The following is a 23969-nucleotide window of genomic DNA, read 5'->3' as shown; positions in this document are numbered from 1 at the left end:
GAAAATGGAAACACAAATAATAAAATGGAAAAATATGTGGCAAGAACAAAAATCAAATACACTTGAATCGAATGAACTTATTGAAAGATTAAATCAAATGGAAAGAGACGCTCAAAACCAAAGAACTAAATTAATTGTTGTATCAATCATTCTTATAACAGCTTGTTCAATTGGAGCCTCTGAATTATTAGCAAATAAGTATTATTTAATATCCTTTATAATGTTATTAACTGGTGTTTTCATAAAACTATTACCTCTTTATAAAAGCAAATATGAAGTTATTTATAATGAATCAGATTTTAACAATCGTGACTTCATTCAAAACCTGACTAAGAAAATGGATTACAGTATTAAACATTTATTGATATATATGTCAGTTATAATAACGGCTTTAAATATAGCATTGCTTGGTTTAAACAAAAATGGAACAATATTTAATTTTGAGATTAACGACGAAAATCGAATGTTTTTTCATTTAGCGACAGTCATTCTTTTTGTTGTAGCTTACATCTTTAATAAAAAGAATTTAGATGTTAACAGAAGAAAAACATTAAGTTTAATTTCTGATTTGGAGAATAAGAACTAAAAACCAATGCCTAACACTGTGTATAATTAATGGCTAGTTCCAGCTTACTTACAAAAATCCTCGCGGATTTTCTATTCGGTTTTTATTTACTAAATTTAAATACTAAACTATCCGTAAACAGTTAGTAACAATCATAATATCAGAGATATGAAAAAGGTATACTCGGTAGAAGAATACATAGAAATTAATCCGCATTACGCAGAAGCATTAGCTATTTTACGAGGAATTATAAATTCTACAGAACTAGAAGAAACCGTAAAATGGAGTATGCCAACGTATTGTCTTAATGGTAAAAATGTTCTAGGTATTGGTGCTTTTAAAAACCATTTTTGTTTGTGGTTTCATAACGGAGTATTTCTAAAAGATCAATACAATCTACTAATTAATGCTCAGGAAAATAAAACAAAAGCACTTCGACAAATGCGTTTTGAAACTAAAGGAGATATTAATAAAGCTGCCGTTTTAGCGTATGTAAAAGAAGCTATAGAAAATCAGCGATTAGGCAAAGAAATAAAGCCAGTACGCCATACAAAAACTAAAAAACCTGTTGTAATTCCTGTTGAATTAAAAGACGCTCTAAGTAACAATGTGGCACTAAAAAGTGCTTTTAATACACTAACTCCATCTTGCAAACGTGAGTACTGCGAATACATCGCAGAAGCCAAACGAGAGAAAACTAAACAAAGACGTCTAGATAAAATTACACCTATGATTTTAAAAGGAAGCGGACTAAACGATAAGTATAAGTGATGTTGGTTTTAATCTATAAAAAAAGACCGTTCAAGTAATGAACGGTCTTTTTTTATTTTAAAGCAATCAGCTTATTTTACAACAGCTGGTGTATTTAATTTTCTACTCATTTCCATAGAGATTGCAGAGCGGTCAAATTTTATTTTCCCGGCTAATGTTTCAATAACACAACTGTTATCTTTATCATTAAGCTCTACGACTTTTCCGTGCATACCACTTTTGGTAATTACACGATCGCCACGCTTTAACTCAGCAGCAAATTTCTTTTCTTGTTTAGCACGTTTCATCTGTGGTGCAATCATAAAGAAATACATCACTGCGAATATGGCAATAAATGGTAAAAATGATCCTATACCTTCCATCTAAATATTTTAGTTATGGTTATGACCTTCGTGACCTGGTTGTGTAGAGGTCTTTTGAGTTGCAGTAGATAAAGGATTTATCGTTGCAGAACCTGCTTTTTGAGCAGGAACAGCAGCCTTAGCTGGCGCATTAGGATCCTTCTCTACAAAAGCGGAAATCTTTACAATTTCTTTACCCTTTTCAGTATTAGTAGTCATAGTAATAGATTTAGAAACTTTGTTTCCGTTTCCTTTACCGTTAAACTTTACTGCAAATTCACCTTTTTGACCTGGTGCTACTTCTTTTGTCCAGTTAGATGGTACAGTACATCCACAAGTACTCTTTATATTACTTACCACTAACATTGAGTTACCAGTATTTGTATATGTAAATGTTGTTTCTACTGGAGTTCCGTTAGCAATAGTACCAAAATCATGCTCTGTTTTATCGAAAGCAATAACTGGAAAATCGCCAGCGTTAGCATCTCTATCTGCAGCAATTGCTACGTTTTCAGATTTAATTTTACTAGCAGCATCTTCTTTACAAGACGTAAAAGCTACCATACATAATGCACTAAGTCCTAAAATTACTTTTTTCATTACTTTATTTTTTAATTAATTTTTTACGTAAATTATTCAGCTTGCAAAGGTAGTAATTATTTCAACCAATTAAAATTTTTAAGCCGTTGTTAACAAAAACCTGTAGGAATTTACATAAGACCTCTTCCCGATTTTTGATGAATATTTTTAGACTGATACTCTTTAACAATCTTATCTAATATTCCATTAATAAAATTGCTGCTCTTTGGTGTAGAATATTCTTTAGCAACTTCTAAATATTCATTTATGGTTACCTTATAAGGAATAGATGGGAATTTTTGAAACTCACAAAGTGCCATCTTTAACAATACTCCATCTAAACTAGCTAAACGTTCACTGTCCCAATTTGTGGTTTTTGCTGAAATTTCTTCTGAAAACTTAGAACTATTTAGCAAGGTCTTCTTAAATAAGTCTTTTGCAAATTCTATATCTTCTTCGTCTTTATACAAATCTGGTAATAAAAAACTTTCAGGAGATGTTAATTTTAATTTTCTTAAAACCTTTAAAAGTGCTGTGTTTACAACAGGAAGATCATCTACCCAAGTCAGTTTTTTATCTTCAAAATAATCGTATAACTTTTCATTTGGTGCAATAATCTCAGTATAAAGATCTAAAATGAAACCTTTATCCTTCTTAAATGAACTTTCAGAATCATTACTATAAGTTTCATATAAATCACTTTTTAGAATCTCTTTAAAAAGGATATCTACATATTCAAAATCTAAATCCCAAAAATTCAGCTTCTGTTTGGCAATATGCTCTTGTAGCATTTTATTATTACTAATAAGATTCAAAAGTTGGTTGTCTTGAAATCTAGTATTTGGGTTTTTATCAGAATCAGATCTTACAAGCTTCTTTTGTAATTTTTCATTATGGTCCTTACTCTTTTTATGAAGTTCGGTAAGTAAGGCTAAAATTGATAAGTACAAATCGTACATGCTATCTAAGCTGTGTAATAAAAACTTTTCATCTTTTGAAAGATCATCACTTTCTGTACCTTTAAAAGCGTACATAGATTGCATTACTTTTATTCTGATGTGTCTTCGGCTTAGCATGTATAAGAACTACTTTAATTATCTGTTATTAAAAAAGGTGAGCTTTAACTCACCTTGCAAAAATACTATTATTTATATCGTAAAAAAATTATTTAGAATTTTCTCTTTTACGAGTTTCAATACGTGCTTTGGCAATATTCAAAGCCGCTGTATGGGCAGTAACATTGTTCAACTTCGCATTGTCTAAAATTTCTAGTGTGGTGTTATAAATATTTTCTGTTTTACGCATTATTTCTTGTCTTCCATAGTCTTCAAGCTCTGCATACACGTTGATAATTCCACCTGCATTAATTAAAAAATCTGGTGCGTAAACAATACCTCTTTCTTGCAATATTTTACCGTGTCTATTTTCTTCAGCTAACTGATTGTTTGCAGCTCCAGCAATAATCTTAGCATTTAACTTGTAGATGGTGTCATCATTAACCGTAGCTCCTAAAGCACATGGCGCATAAATATCCATATTTTCACTATAAATATCATTACCGCCGTAAATGGTTACCCCATATTTAGATTGTACTTCCTCTAAGCGCTCTTGGCTAATATCGTCAATAGTTACATTGGCTCCTTCATTAACTAAATGCTCAACCAATGCTTCACCCACATTTCCAATACCTTGTACAAATACGTTTTTATCTTCTAGGATATCAGAGCCAAACTGAAACTGTGCAGCGGCTTTCATTCCCATAAATACACCATAAGCTGTTATTGGTGATGGATTACCAGCACCACCTTTATTTTCAGAAATACCTGTAACATAAGGAGTAACCTCTCTTACCGTGTCCATATCTCCTGTTGTCATACCAACATCTTCAGCTGTAATATAGCGTCCACCTAAGGAATGTACAAACTCACCAAAACGTCGCATTAATTCTGGAGTCTTTTGGGTCTTAGCATCACCTATAATAACAGCTTTACCTCCACCAAGATTTAGACCTGTGATTGCAGACTTAAAGGTCATTCCACGAGACAAGCGTAAAACGTCATTAAGTGCTTCCCACTCGTTTGCATAATTCCACATTCTGGTACCACCTAAAGCAGGACCTAAAACTGTATTATGTATACCAATTATAGCTTTTAAACCAGTATCTTTGTCATTGCAAAAAACAATTTGCTCATGATCGTCAAAAGAATGTTGTCCAAAAACTGGATCCATTTTTTTTAGGTCTTTTGAATTAATAATTTCCGAAGTCATGCATGTTAGATTTTAGGGTGTTTGAAGATAATCTAAAAACAGCGTGCAAAAATAAATTATTAATAGAGGATTAGCAAAATATTAACTATAAAATACGATTATCGTAATACTTTTGACCTACGAAATACAATATGAAAGCATTAAAACATCTTAATAAATACTTTTATAAATATAGATATCGTCTCATAATTGGCGTTATTATTACTATTGTTGCCAAGATATTTGCACTCTTTACTCCTAGACTTGTTGGAGCATCAATTAACGTTGTTTCTGACCGTTTAAATGGGATAATCACGGAAGAAGTCTTTAGAAGTGAATTAATGATTAATATTCTTTATTTAATTGGAGCAGCTGTTATTGCTGGTTTGTTCACTTTTTTAATGCGTCAAACTATTATAAATGTATCGCGCTATATTGAATATGATTTAAAGAATGAAATCTACCAACACTACCAAGTATTATCATTAAATTTTTATAAATCCAATAGAACAGGAGACTTAATGAACCGCATTAGTGAAGATGTTGGTAAAGTGCGCATGTATGTTGGTCCAGCATTAATGTACACTATAAATACAGTGACTTTGTTTACTGTAGCTATAATCTATATGACAAGTACAGCCCCTAAATTAACTTTATATACTTTATTACCACTTCCAATTCTATCTGTTGCTATATATAAACTAAGCAGACTTATTAATAAACGAAGTACTATTGTACAGCAATCACTATCTACACTTTCTACATATTCGCAAGAAACATTTAGTGGTATTTCTGTAATAAAATCTTATGGTATTGAACCTAGAACTAATTTAGAATTTGAGGGACTTTCAGCAGAAAATCGCCAAAAGCAAATCAACCTTACCAAAGTACAAGCTTTGTTTTTTCCATTAATGATTTTATTAATCGGTATCAGTAACTTAATAGTGATATACATTGGTGGAATGCAATACATGAATGGTGAAATTGAAAAAATCGGTACTATTGCCGAATTTATAATTTATGTAAATATGTTGACTTGGCCAGTTGCAACAGTCGGTTGGGTAACTTCTTTAGTGCAGCAAGCAGAAGCATCTCAAGAACGTATTAATGAATTCTTAAAAACCGAACCTGATATTAAAAACACAGCTGAAGCGCTTACACCTATAAAAGGAGATATTGAGTTTAAAAATGTGTCTTTTGTATATCCAGATACTAATATTGAGGCATTAAAAGATGTGAGCTTTACCTTAAAGTCTGGTGAAACACTAGCTATTTTAGGAAAAACAGGCTCAGGAAAATCAACCATTTTAGACCTTATAGGTCGTTTATATGATATAGACAATGGTTCAATTTTAGTTGATAATACCATCATTTCTGAATTAAATCTTTCTAGTCTTAGAGAAAGCATTGGTTATGTACCACAAGATGCTTTCTTATTTTCTGATACTATTGGCAATAACATTAAATTCGGAAAAGAAGATGCTACCGAAGATGAAGTTATAGAAGCTGCGAAAAATGCTAGAGTTCACAAAAATATCATTGGTTTTAATAAAGGGTATGAGACCATTTTAGGAGAACGTGGCATTACCTTATCTGGTGGACAAAAACAACGTGTTTCTATTGCAAGAGCAATTATAAAAAAGCCAGATATCTTACTATTCGATGACTGCCTATCTGCTGTAGATACTGAAACCGAAGAAAAAATTCTCAAAAACCTAGTAAAACTTACTAAAGGTAAAACCACTATAATTGTAAGCCATAGAGTGTCATCTGCTAAAAATGCAGATAAAATAATTGTTCTAGAAGATGGTAAAATTATTCAGAGGGGAAGTCATGAAAGTCTTGTCAATACTGATGGTTACTACAAGGAATTATATACCAAACAACTCTCAGAAAAAGAAAACTACTAATTTGTTGGTTACCTTATTTTTTTTTTAGATTTTTGGATTGAAATTAAAAAAAAATTGAGTTATGAGTGATTATGGAATGATGGACAAAGAAGAAATATATTCTAAGGTATTACGTGCTGGAAGAAGAACCTATTTCTTTGATGTTAGAGCCACTAAAGCTGAAGATTATTATTTAACTATTACTGAAAGTAAAAAGTTTACCAATGATGATGGTTCTTTTCACTACAAAAAGCATAAAATCTATCTTTACAAAGAAGATTTTAGTGAGTTTAAAGAGATTTTAACCGAAATGACGGATTACATCATTAATGAAAAAGGTGAAGAAGTGATTAGTGATCGTCACCAAAAAGATTACAAACGCGAAGATAACTTCGTAGCTCAAGAAGCTAAAACACCAGAAGACACAAAAAGCACAGAAGATTTTACCGATATTAGTTTTGACGATATTTAAAATTAACTTCTGTTAAATTATAATAAAAACCGTTACCCTTTGTAACGGTTTTTTTATTTTTAGTGCTTAACCAACTTCTAAATATATGCAACGCATTGCACTAATACTGTTATTAGCCACTACAAACTTATTTTCTCAATCAAAAATAGATTTATCTTACTATCTCCCTCAAAACGTAGGTTATAACCCTAGTATTCCTACTCCACAAAGTGTTATAGGTCATAATGTAGGAGATTGGCATATTACTCACGATAAACTAGCTGAATACATGAAAGCCTTAGCATTGGCATCAGATCGTATCTCAATAGAAAATCGTGGTAAAACTTTTGAAGATCGTCCGTTGCTCCTATTAACTATAACCTCGCCAGAAAATCATCAAAATATAGAGACCATTCAAACTGAGCATATTGCTGCTACCGAAACCAATACAGCCAATTCAGCAGAAAGACCGATTGTAGTTTATCAAGGATTTTCAATTCATGGTAATGAACCAAGTGGGTCTAATGCAGCTTTAGTAATGGCATATTATTTGGCTGCTGCTGAAGGTTCTGAAATTGATGATTTGTTAAAGCATACAGTTATTTTATTCGATCCTTCGCTAAATCCAGATGGCTTACAACGCTTCGCCTATTGGGCAAACACCAATAAAAATATTAACCTCAATCCAGATCCGAATGATAGAGAATATCGCGAAGTTTGGCCTGGTGGTCGTACCAATCATTATTGGTTTGATATGAATAGAGATTGGTTGCCTGTACAATTACCGGAGTCTCGAGCACGTATTGAAACCTTTCATAATTGGTTGCCAAATATATTAACAGATCATCATGAAATGGGAACCAATTCAAGCTTCTTTTTTCAACCAGGTATTCCCTCTAGAACACATCCTTTAACTCCAAAATTAAACCAAGAGTTAACCAAAGGCATTGCAAATTATCATGCCAAAGCCTTTGATAAAATAGGCTCATTATATTATTCTGAAGAAAGTTTTGATGACTTCTATTATGGCAAAGGCTCTACGTTTCCAGATATAAATGGAAGTATTGGTATTTTGTTTGAACAAGCGAGTTCCCGAGGCCATATTCAAGAAAGTGACAATGGTCTTCTTACCTTTCCGTTTACCATAAGAAATCAATTTACTGCAGCCTTATCAACTCTAGATGCAGCATATAACATGCGAAAAGAAATTTTAGATTACCAACACAATTTTTATAAGAATGCACGAAATGAAGGGTCTAGAGAAGGTAATAAAGCGATTGTATTTGGAGACGAAAAAGATGCTGCAAAAACCTATCATTTAGCTGAAATTTTAAAGCGACACCGTATTAAATTTCACGACATTAAATCTGATCTCACTCTCAACGGAAAAAATTACAAAAAAGGCTATAGCTACATTGTCCCAAAGAACCAGAAGAATACGAGATTGATAAATGCTATGTTCGAAAAGCGAACTACGTTTCAAGATAGCTTGTTTTATGACGTATCTGCTTGGACATTTCCATTGGCATTTAACTTAGATTATACGACGACATCGACTGCTAATGCTGGCGAACAAGTTACCGACTTACAGCACCTTAAAGGTGGTGTGGATGCAAAAAGTGAGTATGCCTATTTATTTGAATGGAACGAATACTATGCACCTAAATTATTGAATGCTATTTTAAAGAAAGGATTAAGAGCTAAAGTGAGTCTAAAAACGTTTAAGGCCAATGGAAAGTCCTATGACTACGGCACTATAATGATTCCTGCAAAAAACCAGGATATTACCACTTCAGAGGTTTATACATTCTTAAACGATCTTGCTCAAGAAAGTTATATTAAAATCGATGCCGTTACGACAGGGCTAACCGATGGTATTGATTTAGGAAGTAGAAATTTTAGAGCTTTAGAGTTACCAAAAATTGCCATTTTAGTTGGAGATGGTATTACCTCATCCGATGCTGGCGAAATATGGCATTTGTTTGATACACGTTATGATATTATTGCTACTAAGCTAGATACTAAAAATTTTAGACGCGCAGATTTAAGTCGCTACAACACTATTATTATGGTCAACTCTTCATCTGGCCTCAATGAAAGTGATACAAAAAAATTAAAAACCTGGATACAAGATGGTGGTACTTTGGTAGCCTATAGAAATGCCTTGCGTTACCTCAATTCTAAAGAATTATTGAAAATTGATTTTAAGAAAAATAAACTTGTAGCAAAAAATATCAGTTTCGAAGAACGTGGAGATTTTAGAGGAGCACAAGTTATTGGTGGTGCTATTTTTGAAACTCAATTAGACCGCTCACATCCTATAAATTTTGGGTATAATAATAACAAACTCGCCATGTTTAGGAATACCACATTATTTATAAATGCAGATAAAAACAGCTACAACAACCCTATTCAATATACTAAAAACCCTTTATTGAGTGGTTATATTTCTGATAAAAACTTAGATAGTATAAGTAGCACTGTACCATTAAAAATTGGTGGTGTTGGTAGAGGACATATTATTGCTTTTACAGACAACACTAATTTTAGAGCCTTTTGGTATGGTACTAATAAGTTATTAATGAATGCTATTTTCTTTAGAGATGAAATGTAGCAAGACCTTCATTTAAGACACCACCATTCCATTTTTAACTTTGGTCTCAGGATGCAGAAGAAACACATCATTCTCTTTTACAGCTCCAACAACTAAACATTCGCTCATAAAATCAGAAATTTGTTTTTTAGGGAAGTTTACCACAGCAACAATCTGGCGATTGTGTAAATCTTCCTTTGTATACTGTGTTGTAATTTGAGCAGAGGATTTTCTAACGCCTAAATCACCAAAGTCAATTGTAAGTTGATATGCTGGCTTTCTAGCATTAGGGAAATCGTCAACCTTAATAATAGTTCCGATACGCAAATCTACCTTGGTAAAGTCTTCAAATGTTATTATATTATCCATCCTATGCTACGCTTGTTTCAGTATCGCATTCTGTGTTAACTGAAATCGTTTTAATTAAAACATAAATATAATAAAAACTATGGCAAGAACAGAATCAAATATGTTGCCTTTGGGCACTAAAGCACCAGACTTTAACTTAATAGATACAACTGACAACAAAACAAAGTCGCTAGACGCATTAAAAGGTACTACTGGTACATTAGTGATGTTTATTTGTAACCACTGCCCTTTTGTGGTACACGTCAATTCTCAATTATCGCAACTCGCCAAAGACTATATCTCAAAAGGTATCAACTGCATCGCAATTTCTAGTAACGATGTTGATAATTACCCACAAGATGGACCTGAGTTAATGAAACAAAACGCTATTGACAACGACTATATTTTTCCGTATCTATATGACCAAACCCAAGATGTCGCCAAAGCTTATGATGCGGCTTGTACTCCAGATTTCTTTTTGTTTAATACTGATTTAGAATTGGTTTATGCTGGGCAATTAGACGACTCTAGACCAGGAAATGGCATACCTGTAACAGGAAAAGATCTTAGAGCTGCTATGGATGCTCTAGTTAACAATGAAACAGTAAGTACAAACCAAAAACCTAGTATGGGTTGTAATATTAAATGGAAATAGTATGAGTACAATATCTTTTTAGTTCTAAAGTAGTTTTAAAAGTACTAACACAATAAGGGCTAAAAATAATTGCTGATTCTCGCCTACTTTGGAAAGTTGAGTGCTCAACCGGGAAACTATTCTCATACGACACCGTTGTAGCCAATTTTGAGTATGTCTCTGCCCATTGAACAAAAATGAACAGCTCATCAAGAATATTCAACAATTCAGAAATCTATTATTTCTATTATTAATATAAAAATGAAATTTTGTTTGTAGAATTTACATAAATACCATCCTACTCCACTTAAAAGCAAATATTATTATGAAAAAAAAAATACTTAGAATAGTATTATTGGCAGGAACTTTAATTTCCTTGTACTTCGTGCCTTGGATATTGGTAAAAGCTTGGATTTTACCGCTACCAGATAACGTACAAGAACAAGTAGATGAAGCAATTGGACATGGATTTGATGGCATGATTGTTTATGTGGATCAAGCAGGAAAACCACCAGCATTTTACACAGGTGGTTGGAAAGATAGAGAAAATAAAATATCAGCCGACCCAAATTCACTATTCAAAATTGCGAGTATTAGTAAGTTATACACGGCTGTTGCCATCACTAAAATGGTCAAAGAAAAGCGTTTGTCTTTAGATGAAACACTTGCCGATTACTTTCCAGAGCTTGCAGGTAGAATTGAAAATGCTGAGAAAATCACATTGAAAACTATGATACAACATCGGTCTGGAATTCCCAATTTCACCGATAATTCCGCATATTGGAAAGACGAACAGGCAAACGGAAAAAGAGCCTTAGATTTCGCCCTTGATTTACCAGCTAGTTTTGAACCTGATAAAGGATATGAATATTCGAACACAAATTATTTATTGCTTCGCAGGATTATGGATAAAGTATTAGGATATAATCACGATGAGTACATCAAAGAGAAAATATTAATACCATTAGAGCTGAAAAACACTTTCTTTTCGATTACTGAAGTCGATTTAGATGATGTTATGAGTGGATATTATGTAGGATATGAGGAGGATTTTAAAGCTCGTGAATATGGAATGATGGCTACAGCAGAAGACGTGGGTATATTCTTGCGAGCCTTAAACGATGGTTCGGTGTTTGACGAGGAAGAAAAGGAGATCTATCCTTATGAATATAATCATGGAGGCCTGGTAGTTGGCTATCAAAGTCTTTCAGAATACCACAAAGATATAGATGCAGTAGTGGTCCAATTCATCAATACCAATGATTTTAATGGTTATGAATGGAACTTATCGGAAATTACAATTAACCGAATTGTAAAAATCATTAGAAAGAAAAACTAGCCACAACACCGTGTATAATTAGTTGCTTTGACAAGTGCTTATTTGGAAAATTCTTTAGGAATTTTCACGCGTTAGTTTTTGTTTACTAAATTAGTTGCTTAACCACATAACTAACAATACACAAACACGTTGGGAATAATAGAACCAGACCAGATGAAAAAAACATTCTACCTGATTTTAGCAATTACTATTTTGAGTTGTAAAACTGAAAAGAAGCAGAAACCAGAAAATGAAATTGTCGAAATCGACAATGACAATACTGAATTGATTGAAATTTATGAAAATGACCAGAACGACCGAATGACTGACAATATTGATTGGTCTAAAGTGAATAAAAGAGACAGTATAAGGAGAGAAAGAGTACATCAGCTTTTAGATTCCGGAAAAATTAAAACAGGAAAGGATTTTAAAAATGCTGCTATGGTCTTTCAACATGGAAAAGATTCTACTGATTACGGATTGGCCGTAAGATTAATGAAAAATGCAATTGAAAAAGATTCCACGATAAATAAATGGCTTTTTGCTGCCGCAACAGACAGATATTTATTAAGTAAAGGGGAGCCACAAATTTACGGAACTCAATATCAAAAAATGGGTGATGAACCTTGGAAACTTGGAGACATTGACACTACGAAAATTTCTGATACTGAACGTATCAGATATGGAGTAGAAACTTTGGCTCAACAAAGAGAAAAGGTAAAGCAAATGAATAGTGAAAATCACGGACACGAACATTAAAAATAACTGTGCACATCAAAGTATAACCACAATTACTGTGGATTTTATTACGGCCGAATCCACTCGGAATTACTAACATTAGTGCTAAACCGAAAAGTAATACATATCAACCGGTAACTGATGTCATGTGAGTCCGCTCTGCAAGCTAAAAAAAAGTATTGAACCAAAATTGTGATTTTTTGGACTAAAAGCATAATTCATTGATTATAAAGTGCTTTAGTTTTGAATTATTAATATTTTAAAACATTTATAATGAAAACAATGAAATTAGTTTTAGTCCTAATTGTGTTTACACTTAATTATACACAAGCACAACAAAAAGAAAATCAGAAAACAATTAAAAACAATGACACCATGAAAACTTATGTAATTGAGCGTATTATTCCAGGAGCAGGAGACTTAACAGCTGAACAACTGAAAGGTATATCTCAAACATCATGTTCAGTCTTAAAAGAAATGGGGCCAAAAATTGAATGGCAACACAGCTATGTTACTGGTGACAAAGTGTATTGTGTTTACAAAGCAGAGAATAAAGAATTAATTGAAAAACATGCAAAGAAAGGTGGCTTTCCAGTAAATTCGGTAAGTGAAGTCACAACAGTAATTAGCCCTGCAACAGCAGAACATTAAAAATACTTAAAACTCTTTTAAGAAGCTGTCAAACTATCACAGCAGACAGCTTCTTATTTAAAATAGTATATTACATAAAACTTATTTCTCATGCCAATATATATGGATTTTCATGATTTGCCAGATGGAGTAACTGCTAAAGATGTAGCAGAAATGCATCAAGCGGATTTAAAAATTGAGCACAAATACAATTGTCGAGGATTAACCTATTGGTGTGATGAAAAAAGACGAACAGGATTTTGTTTAATAGAAGCGCCTAATGAACAAGCAATAAAAGAACTTCACGAAAAATCTCATGGAGCTGTTCCTCAACGGATAATAGAGGTAAATGACACTCTTGTTGAATCTTTTTTAGGTCGTATTGAAGATCCTGAGAACACTCAAAATACCGAACTAAATATCATTAATGATTCTGCATTTAGAATATTGATGGTTACTCATTTAAAAAAGAAAATACTAAGAACTGAAAATATTGGAACATTAAATGCTGCTATTCGTGGTTATAAAAAGTCAGTAATCAATATTATTAGTAAGCACAAAGGACGGATGGTAAAGCAGGAATCTAATTCATTTTTAATGTCATTTACTTCTGCTACTAATGCTGTTGAAAGTGCTATCAAAATCCAAGAATTACATAATTCTGTTATTACACCAGATTTAGATTTCAAAATTGGCATAAGTGCAGGAATACCTGTCACTAACAAAGAAAGCATATTTGAAGATACAATTAAAAAAGCGGAGTACTTGACTTATGTTACTAATGGAAAAATAATATTAACGCCAGAAGTTAAAGATCTATACGAAAGTGAGAATCAAAATAATCCAATCAATATTAATGGTATTAAACCATTAAGTATTACTGAAATGGAATTTGTAATTCGCTTATTTCATTATACTGAAAGTGTTTGGACAAATTCGAATATAAGTGCCATAAACTATAACAAGAATTTAGGCTTAAGTAAATCAAAACTATATAGAACTATAATGCCAATTATTGGGAAGTCACCAAACAGTTTCATTAAGGAGTTTCGATTGAATAAAGCGCTTGAATTATTAGATAAACATATGTCAAATATTTCTGAAATTGCTTATCAAACAGGATTCAGTAGTCCTGCTTATTTTTCAAAATGTTTTTATGAAGCTTATGGTGTTTTACCATCAAAATATAAGAAGTAACAATTAGCATATGAAAAAGTTAATCAAAAATTCTTTCTTCCCAATTTAAACTAGTGCATGATAAGAAAAGCCAACAGGTAATAAAGTTTACATCAACCCAGAAAACCCTTCGAATTTCCCTCTGGTTTGTTATAGTTTATTTCAAACTAGCCGACGGAACTAAACTTACATAGCACCATGGCAGTAATTAACAAAACCTTGATTGTGCTAGCTTTAAAATAATATCTATTTTTTTCTAATTATTAGTTTAAGCTTTATTCTTGTTTTTTAAAGAAAATAGCATATTCCTTATCAACTCCATTATTATTGTTTACTGGCCAATCTCTAACCATGAAAAAAATCGAATCGTTATTAATTTCGATAATTGGATAAGAAATAAAATCATTTGTATCGAATCCTCTGTAATAATGAAGAGAATCATTTTCAATAAGCCAACCATTTACTCCGCTCGGAAAACACCAATGAAAATAGGATGCTGCTTCGGACACTGCAAGTTTAACAAGGGGTTTAGAGGGGTTTTCATATGGACAGTCCCAACTAAAGCCAACCAATTTATTTGAATAAAATTGTATTGTATCTGTTCTATCACCTGTCGGCCAATGAGTTCCCGTTTCGTAACTAATCTCAACAGATCCATCTTGCATTTCATTATAACCATACCCATAATACCACTTACCTATCAATATCCTTTCTAAATTCGAAGATTGTAAAAACAAATCCTCTCCGTTAAATTGATCTGGAGTCGGGTATTCATCATTGTTATTGTTAGACGAACAAGCAACAATTATCAGTACAAAAAACAACAGTCTAAATTTCATAATTATTTCACTTTCAATTCTTTACATAAATTTATAAAATTTTTATGAATTAGTAAAACTAGAGCAAAAAACGTGTATAACTAGTTGCTAGATTATAACCTACTTACAAAAGTCCATACAGACTTTCTATCTGTGATTTATTTGCTAAATTAGTTGCTTAACCACGGTACTATACCATAGCCTGACCGTTGTGTGTAATTTTAGTAAATACTATAAAAATGAGAAAAGTATTGATGTTAACCCTAATAATAGGACTATTCAGTAATTTATTCGGTCAATCAAAGAAAAATAGTTCTGAATCTTCAAATAAACAGGAACTACGATTGGAATTTAATGTTATGAACAACATCTCATTAGAAAAATGTGAGAAATACGAAAACTCTAAACGATATGAGCTTGTGGAGAATGGAGTTTATCTCGACTCAAAAGATGATAGCTTAGATAAATACAGAATGACTATATCTTATGAATTAGAATCAGACGAAACCAATAATCAATATCCGTTAGAAGATATTCTGGATAAATATTTATTGCACGTATCCGATTTTTATAAAACTACGCCTAATGAGAGCACTAAAAAATTCAAAATCGAATTAGCTGGTGATCTAAAAGGAATATCCACTGCAAAAAGAGAGATTATTGGGAAAAAGATATTCAACCGTGAATATATCGGTACAGATGGAAAAGTATATGTGGATTTAATAATTGAATAAAAAACTATATATAAAACCAAGATGCTCAGTGTTTAGATAACCAATAACTAATTGAAAGAAATGAATGCTATCAACATTGTAAATCGGGAATTGACTTCAGACGAAATTGAACATGTAAACTCAGGATTTGATGACCTTTCATTTGAGGAAGGTATAGAATTAGAAAGTACAGAACGCATAAGCTTTGTGGCATTAAATGGAGACTGTCTTATTGGATGTTCGTCAGGTTTAGCTCATAAGAATGGAGGGAACTATTCAGGTTGGTTCTACTTGACAGATCTATTTGTTGAGAAGAAATTTCGCAATCAAGGCTTAGGTTCCGATCTACTAAAAGAATTAGAAGAAAACACAAGAACTATAGGAGTTCAAAACATTTGGCTTTGGACCTCCGGAGCACCTACATTGAGATTCTACACCAGACATGGTTACAAGCAATTCACAGAAATGGAGAACTGGTATTCTGATGGAAGTAGCCGAATTGGATTGAGAAAGAGTTTATAAACAATAAAGTCTATAAATAAAAAAAAGTATCACCTAGAATAATTAGGGGCTTCTTTAGTAATAGTCACATCATGCGGATGACTTTCGTTAATTCCACTAGCTGTAATTTTCACAAATCGTCCATGCTCTTTTAAAGTCGCAATGTCTTTGGCACCACAGTAACCCATACCAGCTCTGAGGCCACCAACAAATTGATGAATACTTTCGTATAATTCGCCTTTATAAGGTACACGACCAACAATACCTTCTGGTACTAACTTTTTAATATCGTCTTCTACATCTTGGAAATAACGATCTTTACTGCCTTGTTTCATGGCTTCCACAGAACCCATGCCTCTGTAAGATTTAAATTTTCTGCCCTCATAAATAATGGTTTCACCAGGACTTTCTTTAGTTCCTGCTAAAAGCGAACCTAACATCACTGTATCAGCACCAGCTGCAATCGCTTTTGGTATATCACCAGTATAACGAATACCACCATCTGCAATCACTGGCACACCAGAACCCTTAATAGCATTAGCGACTTCTAATACGGCTGAAAATTGTGGGAAACCAACACCTGCTACAACTCTTGTTGTACAAATAGAACCTGGTCCTATACCCACTTTTACAGCATCTGCTCCTGCTTCTACTAAATATTTTGCGGCTTCACCTGTAGCAATGTTTCCAACTATGACTTCGAGTTTTGGAAACTTCTTTTTAATGTCTTTTAATACCATCACCACACCTTTGGTATGGCCATGTGCTGTATCTATAATTACGGCATCTACTCCTGCTTTTACTAAAGCGGCTGCTCTGTCCACTGCATCACCAGTTACTCCTATTGCAGCTGCGACACGCAGTCTTCCGTAAGAATCTTTATTGGCATTTGGTTTTTGTGTCACTTTAGTAATGTCTCTAAACGTAATAAGACCTTGCAACTTATAATTGTCATCAACGATGAGTAATTTTTCAATCTTATTTTGTTGAAGAATCTTTTCCGCATCTTTTAACGAGGTTCCAACAGCAGCAGTAACTAAATTTTCTTTAGTCATAACGTCTATGATTGGTTTGTCGTTTTGGTGTTCAAAACGCAAATCGCGATTAGTCACAATACCTTTTAAGGTGCCATTATCATCAACAATAGGAATTCCACCTATACTATGCTCTGCCATATTTTGCTTAGCATCTGCAACCGTTGCTGTTAATGGTAAGGTAACTGGATCTATAATCATTCCGCTTTCTGCACGTTTTACACGACGCACTTTATCGGCTTGTTGCTCAATAGTCATGTTTTTGTGTAGCACACCAATACCGCCTTCTTGAGCCATGGCAATTGCCATTTTACTTTCCGTAACTGTATCCATAGCAGCAGAAACCACTGGAATATTAATGGTAATATTTCTCGTAAATTTTGTTTGAATATTGACTTCGCGTGGAAGAATCTCGGAAAATGCTGGAACTAATAGGACGTCATCGTAAGTGAGACCTTCACCTAAGATTTTATTTTCGTGTGCTTTCATGATGCAATTAAGATATAATTGCATGCAAATTTACACATTTTATTTCATTTAAAGCAACTATGAACATTTAAGTATAAATTCATGAAGACGTATAAATTAAATAGACATTATATGAATAAATATACATCTTTTTTCAAATAGCAATCATGGATTTAGAGTTAAATTCAATAAGAACTAAAATCGTACTAAAGGCTAATATTTTCTGAATCAAATATTTATAAATTTTATTTTTATTTATTCTAAATAAACTTGTTTAAACTAAAATCACACCTTAAATTTGCACATTCTAAAAAACGTTATTTTTAATAAGTCTAAATAAATGAATGTTAAATTAGCCCTATTATTGCCCGGATTAATACTTGGAGTAAACCTGCAAGCACAAGAAAAAACTAAAGAAAAGCCAAAAGATTCTATAACAAGTTTAGATGAGGTCATTATTAATGCAAATACAATTTTTGGCAGTAAATATGTCGCTAGAAACCGAACAGGATCTGCCTATTATTTATCACCTGAAGAGCTCAAAAAATTTAGCTATACCGATATTAATAGAGCTTTAAGATCTGTTCCCGGAGTCAACTTTTATGAAGAAGACGGTTTTGGTTTAAGGCCAAATATTAGTTTAAGAGGTACGTCGCCAGAACGAAGTGCGAAAATTTCTCTTATGGAAGATGGTGTGCTAATAGCACCTGCTCCTTATAGCGCGCCTTCCGCATATTACTTCCCTTCTGTAGCAAGGATGCAAGCCGTTGAAATTTTAAAAGGTAGCAGTCAGGTACAGTATGGTCCTTTTACAACTGGTGGTGCAATAAATATGATATCCGCACAGATACCTGATTCATTTAGCGGAGAAATTAGGGCCAATTACGGTAGTTTTAATACTAGCCAATTTCATGCTAGAGTCGGAGAAAGCAAACCTACTCTTGGATATATGGTAGAGTATCTTAATTATAATTCTAACGGTTTCAAAGATTTACCCGATAATAGTAATACTGGTTTTGATATTAATGAAGTGGTTGCTAAGTTTAGAGTTAATTCTAAGGCCGAAGCTAAAACACAACAAGCTTTAGAAATAAAATTTCAATATTCCGATGAAATCTCTAATGAAACTTATTTAGGCTTAACTGAGGAAGATTTCGACAGCTCACCTTTTTCTAGATACGCATCTTCTCAAGAGGACCAAATGAATGCAGAGCATTTGCAATTAATGCTAACACATAAATTACAGTTTAATAAAAACTTTAGAATTACCACAAATGGATACTACAACAAATTCAAAAGAAACTGGTACAAATTAGATGATGTTATATTTAATGGTGAAAAGGAGAAAATTGCCGATGTTGTTTCAAATCCTGAATCATTTACGAATCACTTAGAGATTTTAAAAGGAAATATAAATTCTTCTGATGATGCTTTATTAGTTAAGGCTAACAATAGGGCATATATATCAAAAGGTATACAGACAAAATTAGACTATCATTGGTATGGCGAAAACATATTTCACGATTTAGAAATCGGACTTCGTTATCATTACGATGAGGAAGATCGTTTTCAATGGGAAGATGGCTACAATATACTTAATGGTAATATGTCATTAACCTCTTTGGGTGAAAGAGGTGCCCAAGGCAATCGCATTAGCAGTGCTACTGCTTTTGCTGGTTCTATAATGTACAAAGTAAAATATAATGACCTAACATTAACACCTGGACTTCGATATGAAAATATTATTTTACAACGCGATAATTACAGTGATGATCCTAGTAGAACAGGTTTTGGTTTATCTTCTCGTGAAAACAAAGTAGATATTTTTATTCCAGGTATCGGTTTTAATTACGCTTTTACCAAAGAAATCTCTGTTTTTGGCGGTGTGCATAAAGGTTTTTCTCCACCTAGCAATCAAGAGGGTCAAAAACCAGAAGAGAGTATTAACTATGAACTTGGTTCACGTTTTGTTATTGGAAATGTGCGTGGTGAGCTTGTTGGTTTTTACAATGACTACAGCAACTTATTGGGTAGTGATTTAGCTGCAACAGGAGGTACAGGATCTTTAGAACAATTTAATGCTGGTGAAGTTGCAGTTAGCGGTTTAGAACTTCTGCTTAATTATGATTTATTATCTAAAAATAACAAATTCAGTTTACCTTTGACTTTTGGATACACATTTACTAATACCGAATTTTTAAACAGTTTTGGGAGTACTGATGCTCTTTGGGGAGAAGTTACTGAAGGTGATCAATTACCTTATATTCCGAAGCATCAGTTTAATCTAATGCTATCCTTAGAGCATAAGAAATATGAATTGAATATTAGTGGTCGCTACAATGGTGAATTTAGAACATTAGCTGGTTCTGGTAGTATACCAGATAACGAACTTGTCGCCTCAAATTTTATAGTAGATTTTTCGGCAAAATATCATTTTTCAAAAAATTTAACTGCAACAGGAAATATCATAAATATGCTCGATGAGGTCTATGCAGTATCGAGAGTACCAGCTGGTCTTCGTCCAGGACATCCTTTTGGTGCAAACCTAGGATTAGAATTTAGATTCTAAATTTAATATTGGTTGGTTCAAAAAAAGCACTACTTAAAATACAAGTAGTGCTTTTTTATTTATTAATTCTTTGTAAGTATTTTATAAATTCAATCAAAAATTTTCAACGGACTTAGTAAGTCGAAGCTATTTCGAAAAAATATTAGTTTTCAGCTTGTTCAACGCTAAAGTCAAAACGGCTTGAGATAGATGTAGCCATTTCGTCAATAGTTTCATTAGAGATATCCCAAAAGCCATTGTCTACCATTAATTGACCTAAGAAATTATCAACCTCGGTTTTTGTGAAATATGGTGCGGATGTGCCAGGTTTGCGTGTAAATTGTAAGGAATAAATAAACCCATAACCTTCAGACAAATCGTCAAAAGCTTTTGCTTTATTAGCTATTAAGTTTCCACCGCCTTGTTTCAAATAATATACAGATCGTATTCCTGCAATTTCAGAGATTTTTTCTCTTAGAATTTCAATTTGTTGATCTCTGAGATCATAATCTTTTCCTACTATAGCAGCTCTTCCTAACTTAAATGCGTTGTAGATTTCGTCTGCTATACCTGAAAAATCAGAGTCATTTTCAACTCGAGATATATATTTATTAAGAAAAAAATCTTGAAGTAATTGAGGCGACAACGCATTGTCAGTTCCATAAGCATATCCAAAAGCTTCATCCCAGAGATGTTCCATTTTAGTATAGTTCTCACCAGGTACTAAAATACCATTGTCATTGTCACTTCTATTATTTCCAGCATCTAAGACCGAAATGCTTAACTTATCATTTAGAATTTGATCTATCATTAGAGCACCAACTAAACTTTTACCAATCACTTGACCATATCGTAAACCCTTAGCATTAAATCGTTTTACAGTAATACCATCTGACTCGGCTAGCTTACCTGAATTTCCTGGAGTTGCATCTATAGTCCAATTAGGAAAAACTTCACTCAATTGCTTAGTAATCCAACCATCAAAATCTGACTTTATGCTATTTGAAAGCGTCATATTATTACCAAAATAGTCTTCAGAAACTGCTAAGTTTTCTCTGATACTTGTATTTGATTGATTTAAGGCTTGAGAACTAAAATAATCTCCTGTATTAGTAAAAAGGCCATTTAACTGTGGCTCTGAGCTACTATTATCATTGAAACTCAAGATAAATGCATCAGACATCAATATTTCGTCAGTTTGCTTTTTATAATTAATGGATGATGAACCGTTTCGAAAATATTGGTAAGTTGAAGGGACTATAAGTTGATCATCATTAGAACTGTTGTCATCGTTATTAGAACATGAGGCCATAATAAGGCATAAGACAATGACTAGATTTAGGGGAATCTTTTTCATTATTAGCTATTTTGTTATTAAAAAGGGAATCAAATATAAGATTAAAATGTCATTAAGTTTAACTCTAATGATAAATTAATGATCCTTTCTGGATTAAATTTAATGGTAGCGTGTAAAAATCTTGGTAGCTTCATTGTAAGAGCTCTCAAAACTCATCGCATTAAGATGATGCGCTTTTTTCTGAGTGAAGTAAGACAACATTTTTTCGGTTGGCATGTTCCCAGTCAATTCATCTTTTGCCATAGGACAACCACCAAAACCTTGTATAGCTCCATCAAAACGTCTACAACCTGCTTTGTATGCTGCATCAATTTTTTCGAACCATGTTGTTGGTGTGGTGTGCAAATGTGCACCAAATTCTATGTTCGAATAGGCTGGAATTAAGTTTGAAAACAGATAATCAATATTTTCTGGGTCTGAGCTTCCAATGGTATCACTCAGTGATAAAATCTTCACTCCCATTTTAGCTAAACGCTCAGTCCACTCACCTACTATATCCACATTCCAAGGGTCACCATAAGGATTTCCAAAACCCATGGAAATATAAACGACCACTTCTTTATTGCTTTTATCTGAAATTTCTAAAATCTCATTAAGGGTCACCACAGATTGAGCAATCGTTTTGTGAGTGTTACGCATCTGGAAGTTTTCAGATATTGAAAACGGGAAGCCTAAGTAATCAATTTCAGCATGTTGAGATGCATCATTAGCACCTCTGGTGTTGGCAATAATTGCTAAAAGTTTGCTTTCTGTTTTACTTAAATCTAGTTGCGCTAAAACAGCAGCTGTATCCACCATTTGTGGTATAGCTTTCGGAGAAACAAAGCTTCCGAAATCAATAGTATCAAAGCCTACACGCAGCAACGACTGAATATATTGGACCTTCTTTTCCGTAGGTATAAACTCCTTAATGCCTTGCATGGCATCACGTGGACATTCTATGATTTTTACGGCTTTGTTCATTAACACCAAATATAGTGGAAATTAAACCATACTAAAATCCAAAAAATTATAAAAGCCTAAAAAGTTTTTTAGAGGTATTTTCAATTCTTTATCAACTTCAAAGTTTCTACATTTTTTCCCTCTTTAACGTTTAGAAAATAGATCCCTTTTTGAAGATCTTGGACATCTAAAAATTTAACATCAGAAGCTCTTTTAATGATGCTACCTGAAATATTTAATAATGTTAGTCTACTAATTTCTTTTGAGAAATTTATATAATCTGATGTTGGGTTTGGGAATATAGATATTAATTCTTCTTTATAGCTATCAATACTTAATGTCGTATTAGTACTTTGAACGCTTGCAAGAGCTGAACTTCCACTTGATGATGTATTGCCACCCATAACGTATAACTCCCCATTTACACCTTCAGCAGAAGCATGTCGTCGATTTATTAAGTTGCTTGTTGTTTCTGTAAATGTATTTGTTGCCGTATCAAAATATCCTGTAAAAGTCTGATCAGAAAAATCACCCACTACATAAATCCTTGTTCCTACTACAGCTGTTGCATTTGCAGACAATGTTTGTGGTAAAGTATATTCATCTGTCCAAGTATCAGTTGCAATATCATAGACGTAAACTTTATCTGAAACACTACCATTAAAGCCACCAATGGCATAAAGCTTACCATTAACAACTTCGCCTTTAGTCTCTAGCGCAACTGGCATCGTAGCTAATTCAGTTAAAGTTAATGTTGCCGTATTTACAGCATACAATTTATTAGAAAAACCTGTAGCTGTGCTTCCACCAAAGGAATAGATGATATTACCATCTACCGATACTCCAGCGGCAGCAGCTGGTTGTGGATTTACCAGACCAGTATTTGTTACTGTTCCTGTTGATACATCTACAACCTCAATGGCATCATTAAATACGTTATTTGAGACATAACCATTAAAAATAAATAAGTTATTACCCATTATTGCCGCCGAACCAAAACGCTTGGCTATGGTACTGTTGGTTAAAACACTCCAAGAATTATTGGCAATATCAAACTTAAACACATCCATAGTGTAGCCACCAGCCAAACTAAATCCGTTAGTCACATAAATATGCGTACCATCATTGGCAGAACTAGTTGCGCTTTTTGCACTTGGCATGTCAGAGATACTAACAAAATTTGTTGTTTGAGCTTGTAATATTAGAGTTAAGAAAAGGAATGGTAATAAAGTGTAAAAATATTTCATACTAAATTCATATTATAAATTGGGTCAGTAAATATGTACAAAACTAAATAATATTTTGATT

At 33.0% G+C, this 23969-nt stretch carries 23 protein-coding genes; 13 read left to right on the top strand and 10 right to left on the bottom strand.

What is annotated here, in order from left to right:
- Positions 1-4 precede the first annotated feature (4 nt).
- Together Q0822_RS13500 and Q0822_RS13495 are read left to right on the top strand one after the other, a co-directional pair.
- Positions 5-586 (top strand): hypothetical protein, encoded by a 582-nt coding sequence (locus Q0822_RS13500; RefSeq protein ID WP_299124534.1) that lies wholly within the window; start codon positions 5-7, stop codon positions 584-586.
- A 147-nt stretch (positions 587-733) separates the two neighbouring features.
- Entirely contained in the window at positions 734-1336 is a 603-nt protein-coding gene (locus Q0822_RS13495) for a YdeI/OmpD-associated family protein (RefSeq protein WP_299124531.1), read from the top strand.
- Between the two features lie 71 nt (positions 1337-1407).
- Here the strand turns inward: Q0822_RS13495 and yajC are convergent, their stop codons facing one another.
- From yajC to Q0822_RS13475, 4 genes are all read right to left on the bottom strand, one after another.
- Positions 1408-1698 (bottom strand): preprotein translocase subunit YajC, encoded by a 291-nt coding sequence (gene yajC, locus Q0822_RS13490; RefSeq protein WP_299124529.1) that lies wholly within the window; start codon positions 1696-1698, stop codon positions 1408-1410.
- A 9-nt stretch (positions 1699-1707) separates the two neighbouring features.
- A complete protein-coding gene (locus tag Q0822_RS13485) occupies positions 1708-2277 on the bottom strand; it encodes a DUF1573 domain-containing protein (protein WP_299124527.1) in 570 nt (189 codons plus the stop codon).
- Between the two features lie 110 nt (positions 2278-2387).
- Positions 2388-3299, bottom strand: a complete 912-nt coding sequence (nusB, locus tag Q0822_RS13480; RefSeq protein ID WP_299124525.1) for a transcription antitermination factor NusB — start codon at positions 3297-3299, stop codon at positions 2388-2390.
- A 121-nt stretch (positions 3300-3420) separates the two neighbouring features.
- Positions 3421-4524, bottom strand: a complete 1104-nt coding sequence (locus Q0822_RS13475; protein ID WP_299124524.1) for a Glu/Leu/Phe/Val dehydrogenase dimerization domain-containing protein — start codon at positions 4522-4524, stop codon at positions 3421-3423.
- Positions 4525-4655: 131 nt separating this feature from the next.
- On the opposite strand from Q0822_RS13475, the gene Q0822_RS13470 reads away from it, so the two are divergent.
- The 3 genes from Q0822_RS13470 (at position 4656) to Q0822_RS13460 (ending at position 9457) form a co-directional block, all read left to right on the top strand.
- Positions 4656-6413: an ABC transporter ATP-binding protein gene (locus Q0822_RS13470; RefSeq protein ID WP_299124522.1), complete on the top strand. Its 1758-nt coding sequence runs from the start codon at positions 4656-4658 to the stop codon at positions 6411-6413.
- 61 nt (positions 6414-6474) lie between these two features.
- The gene (locus Q0822_RS13465) at positions 6475-6864 is read left to right on the top strand and encodes a PUR family DNA/RNA-binding protein (protein ID WP_299124520.1); all 390 of its coding nucleotides are present in this window, start codon (positions 6475-6477) and stop codon (positions 6862-6864) included.
- A gap of 85 nt (positions 6865-6949) precedes the next feature.
- Positions 6950-9457: a M14 metallopeptidase family protein gene (locus Q0822_RS13460; RefSeq protein WP_299124518.1), complete on the top strand. Its 2508-nt coding sequence runs from the start codon at positions 6950-6952 to the stop codon at positions 9455-9457.
- Between the two features lie 12 nt (positions 9458-9469).
- On the opposite strand, the gene Q0822_RS13455 is transcribed toward Q0822_RS13460, so the two are convergent.
- A complete protein-coding gene (locus Q0822_RS13455) occupies positions 9470-9805 on the bottom strand; it encodes a tRNA-binding protein (RefSeq protein WP_299124516.1) in 336 nt (111 codons plus the stop codon).
- A gap of 79 nt (positions 9806-9884) precedes the next feature.
- On the opposite strand from Q0822_RS13455, the gene Q0822_RS13450 reads away from it, so the two are divergent.
- From Q0822_RS13450 to Q0822_RS13430, 5 genes are all read left to right on the top strand, one after another.
- Positions 9885-10439 carry a thioredoxin family protein gene (locus Q0822_RS13450; protein ID WP_299124514.1) on the top strand — a complete coding sequence of 185 codons (555 nt, stop codon included), beginning with the start codon at positions 9885-9887 and terminating at the stop codon, positions 10437-10439.
- Between the two features lie 304 nt (positions 10440-10743).
- A complete protein-coding gene (locus tag Q0822_RS13445; protein ID WP_299124512.1) occupies positions 10744-11757 on the top strand; it encodes a serine hydrolase domain-containing protein in 1014 nt (337 codons plus the stop codon).
- A gap of 153 nt (positions 11758-11910) precedes the next feature.
- Complete coding sequence (locus tag Q0822_RS13440) at positions 11911-12495, top strand: DUF6624 domain-containing protein (protein WP_299124511.1); 585 nt, start codon at positions 11911-11913, stop codon at positions 12493-12495.
- A gap of 252 nt (positions 12496-12747) precedes the next feature.
- On the top strand, positions 12748-13125 hold the full coding sequence (locus Q0822_RS13435) for a DUF4242 domain-containing protein (protein ID WP_299124509.1): 378 nt from the start codon (positions 12748-12750) through the stop codon (positions 13123-13125).
- Positions 13126-13215: 90 nt separating this feature from the next.
- Entirely contained in the window at positions 13216-14301 is a 1086-nt protein-coding gene (locus Q0822_RS13430; protein ID WP_299124507.1) for a nickel-binding protein, read from the top strand.
- Positions 14302-14555: 254 nt separating this feature from the next.
- Here the strand turns inward: Q0822_RS13430 and Q0822_RS13425 are convergent, their stop codons facing one another.
- Positions 14556-15119, bottom strand: coding sequence for a hypothetical protein (locus tag Q0822_RS13425; protein ID WP_299124506.1), 564 nt, complete (start codon positions 15117-15119; stop codon positions 14556-14558).
- 338 nt (positions 15120-15457) lie between these two features.
- Between Q0822_RS13425 and Q0822_RS13420 the strand changes: the two genes are divergently transcribed.
- A complete protein-coding gene (locus tag Q0822_RS13420) occupies positions 15458-15832 on the top strand; it encodes a hypothetical protein (protein WP_299124505.1) in 375 nt (124 codons plus the stop codon).
- Positions 15833-15892: 60 nt separating this feature from the next.
- Positions 15893-16333, top strand: a complete 441-nt coding sequence (locus tag Q0822_RS13415; RefSeq protein WP_299124504.1) for a GNAT family N-acetyltransferase — start codon at positions 15893-15895, stop codon at positions 16331-16333.
- Between the two features lie 29 nt (positions 16334-16362).
- Here Q0822_RS13415 and guaB read toward each other — a convergent pair whose 3' ends face one another.
- Positions 16363-17835, bottom strand: a complete 1473-nt coding sequence (gene guaB / locus Q0822_RS13410) for an IMP dehydrogenase (RefSeq protein WP_299124503.1) — start codon at positions 17833-17835, stop codon at positions 16363-16365.
- A 319-nt stretch (positions 17836-18154) separates the two neighbouring features.
- Here guaB and Q0822_RS13405 point away from each other — a divergent pair, with 319 nt between their 5' ends.
- On the top strand, positions 18155-20383 hold the full coding sequence (locus Q0822_RS13405) for a TonB-dependent receptor (RefSeq protein WP_299124501.1): 2229 nt from the start codon (positions 18155-18157) through the stop codon (positions 20381-20383).
- 142 nt (positions 20384-20525) lie between these two features.
- Here the strand turns inward: Q0822_RS13405 and Q0822_RS13400 are convergent, their stop codons facing one another.
- The 3 genes from Q0822_RS13400 to Q0822_RS13390 all read right to left on the bottom strand — a co-directional run bounded on the left by Q0822_RS13400 (position 20526) and on the right by Q0822_RS13390 (position 23908).
- Complete coding sequence (locus tag Q0822_RS13400; protein WP_299124499.1) at positions 20526-21719, bottom strand: DUF4856 domain-containing protein; 1194 nt, start codon at positions 21717-21719, stop codon at positions 20526-20528.
- Between the two features lie 99 nt (positions 21720-21818).
- Positions 21819-22682 carry a hydroxymethylglutaryl-CoA lyase gene (locus tag Q0822_RS13395; RefSeq protein WP_299124497.1) on the bottom strand — a complete coding sequence of 288 codons (864 nt, stop codon included), beginning with the start codon at positions 22680-22682 and terminating at the stop codon, positions 21819-21821.
- An 80-nt stretch (positions 22683-22762) separates the two neighbouring features.
- On the bottom strand, positions 22763-23908 hold the full coding sequence (locus Q0822_RS13390; RefSeq protein ID WP_299124495.1) for a kelch repeat-containing protein: 1146 nt from the start codon (positions 23906-23908) through the stop codon (positions 22763-22765).
- Between the last annotated feature and the right edge of the window lie 61 nt (positions 23909-23969).

This window comes from uncultured Winogradskyella sp. (assembly GCF_947496485.1).
Lineage (GTDB): Bacteria > Bacteroidota > Bacteroidia > Flavobacteriales > Flavobacteriaceae > Winogradskyella.
This window is presented reverse-complemented; position numbering and strand designations above follow the sequence as displayed.